Origin of the sequence: Microbacterium sp. zg-YB36 (assembly GCF_024623575.2) — a bacterium.
GTDB lineage: Bacteria > Actinomycetota > Actinomycetes > Actinomycetales > Microbacteriaceae > Microbacterium.
In genome coordinates this window covers 1-2145 of record NZ_JANJFD020000007.1, presented here as the reverse complement: position 1 = coordinate 2145, position 2145 = coordinate 1, and the positions used below count along the sequence as shown (strand labels likewise).

General features: G+C 69.3%; 1 protein-coding gene. It reads left to right on the top strand.

The genetic code is table 11. The features are described from left to right. Positions 1-388 precede the first annotated feature (388 nt). Complete coding sequence (locus NQ151_RS12415) at positions 389-1879, top strand: sugar transferase (protein WP_257528280.1); 1491 nt, start codon at positions 389-391, stop codon at positions 1877-1879. Positions 1880-2145 lie beyond the last annotated feature (266 nt).

Below are 2145 nucleotides of genomic sequence, written 5' to 3'. Positions count from 1 at the left end.
TGGGGCACTCTGTCCACCGCGGGGGGCGTTGTGCCTGCCGCGTGCGCGCCCCACGCCACAACGTGTTTTCGGGCATCGTCGGGGCGCGACGAACTGACGCTTCCCATCCCCGGTGGCGTGTGCCATACTCATGCCACGCCGGCCACCGAGAGGGGGCCGCGGGACGCCGAGGGGTCGGCATCCCGCTTCGGTCCGATTGGGAATCGGTCCGTGACAGAACGGCACCTATTTGGGGAAGTGCGGGTTTCGGCTCGTGCTTGGGGATGCGGGTTTCGACCCGCCTTGGGGACACTGGGGAAACGGTCATGGGGAGACGGTTTTACGCGAGCGCGCGCCGTCGCGCACTGGGGATATCTGAACCGGTACGGCACGAGCGCAGGGCACCGCGATGAGTAGCGCGACGCTGCCTCTCGATGGCGAGACGAGCGTCGGAGCGCCCCGTGTCCCGCCGCTGCTGGAGCAGCGTCTGGGCCGGCTGCGTCGTCGACGCATGTGGACGGGCTCGGTGGATGCGGCTGTCATCGTGGCCGCATCGGCCGCCACAGCTGCCACCCAGTGGGCGACCACTTCGGGGATCGGCGCGGGATCTGCACGACTGCAACTCCTGGCTGGATGCTTCGTGCTGGCGACCGTGTGGATCGCAGCCCTCTTCGCGCTGCGGGCCACGGCACACCGGCACGGCGCCGGCCGACGCCTGGAGCTGCTGCCGGTGGTGCACGCAGCCGCCATCGGTTTCGCTGCGCTCGCGATCACGGCGGGCGTCGCGCGATGGCCGCTTCTGCCGGAGCATGTCCTGGTCACGCTGCCGGTAGGAATCGGCGCACTCGTGACGGCGAGGCTGCTGCGTGAGGTGTGGCGCACGCACGGGCGGCAGGGCATCGCCCTTGCTCCCCGCGCTCTCATCGTGGGCGATCGTGCCGGCATCGAGCACACGATCCGCTCTCTCCGACTCGACGGTCGGCTCGGTCACAACGTTGTGGGGACGGCGTTGGCGGACGAGGGTGTCACCGAGCTGACCGTCGATCACACGATGTACCCGGTGCTGGGGGCACCGGGTCAGGCCGCGCGGATCGCACGTGACCTGTGCGCGGACACCGTGATCGTCGCTGCGGGAACCGATAACCCGGATTTCGTGCGCCGGCTCAGTTGGAGCCTGGAGGGAGCGGCGACCGATCTGATCCTGGCGACGCGACTGACGGATGTGTCCCGTTCGCGGATCGCGTTCGAACGCACGAACGGCCTCGCGCTCACCCACATCAGCCTGCCCCGATTCGACCACTCGAGCGTGCGCGCCAAGCGTGCCCTCGATGTGGTTGTCGCACTCGTCGCGCTCGTTCCGATCGCTGTGATCACGCCGCTCATCGCGCTGCTGATCAGGATGGACACTCCGGGGGGCGTGTTCTTCCACCAGCGACGGATCGGGCGCGACGGCAGGGAATTCGACATTCTGAAGTTCCGCACGATGTCTGTGACGGCCGAGGCGGAGCGCGCGCAGTTGGAGGCACTCAACCAAGGCGCCGGCCCGCTGTTCAAGATGAAGGACGACCCTCGTGTGACTCGCGTGGGTGGGTTCCTGCGCCGCTTCTCGCTCGATGAGCTTCCGCAGTTCTGGAACGTCCTCAAAGGCGAGATGAGCGTCGTCGGCCCCCGGCCGCCGCTGCCCACAGAGGTGCGGGGTTACGACGGCACGGTCTTCCGCCGGTTGTACGTGCAGCCGGGGATCACGGGCCTGTGGCAGGTGAGCGGACGCAGCGACCTGACGTGGGAGCAGAGCGTGCGTCTGGACCTGCACTATGTGGAGAACTGGTCGCTGGCGACCGACCTGGGGATCATCCTTCGTACCGCGGCCGTGATGGTCCGCCCGAAGGGGGCGTACTGAGATGGCGCCGTTGGAAGTCGAAACTGCGGGCGCCCGGGCCACCGGGCTGTCCGGCGTCGCAGCGGCACCGCCGTTGCGACGCGGAAAGATGTGGCGGCTCATGCTCGAGCCAAGTCGGTTGCAACCGCAGGATCGCGCAGGGGCTCGCTCAATCGCGCGACGGCAACGGCGCCGCACTCCTCCCCCAGAGAGCATGAGCCGTCACTCCCCCGGCGGGGGGGGCGCGGCCCCCCCCCGCCGGGCCCGGCGGCCGGCCGCACCCCGCG

Coding starts and splice junctions, on each gene's coding strand:
- NQ151_RS12415 (WP_257528280.1), top strand. CDS start 389: ATGAGTAGCGCGACGCTGCCTCTCGATGGCGAGACGAGCGTCGGAGCG.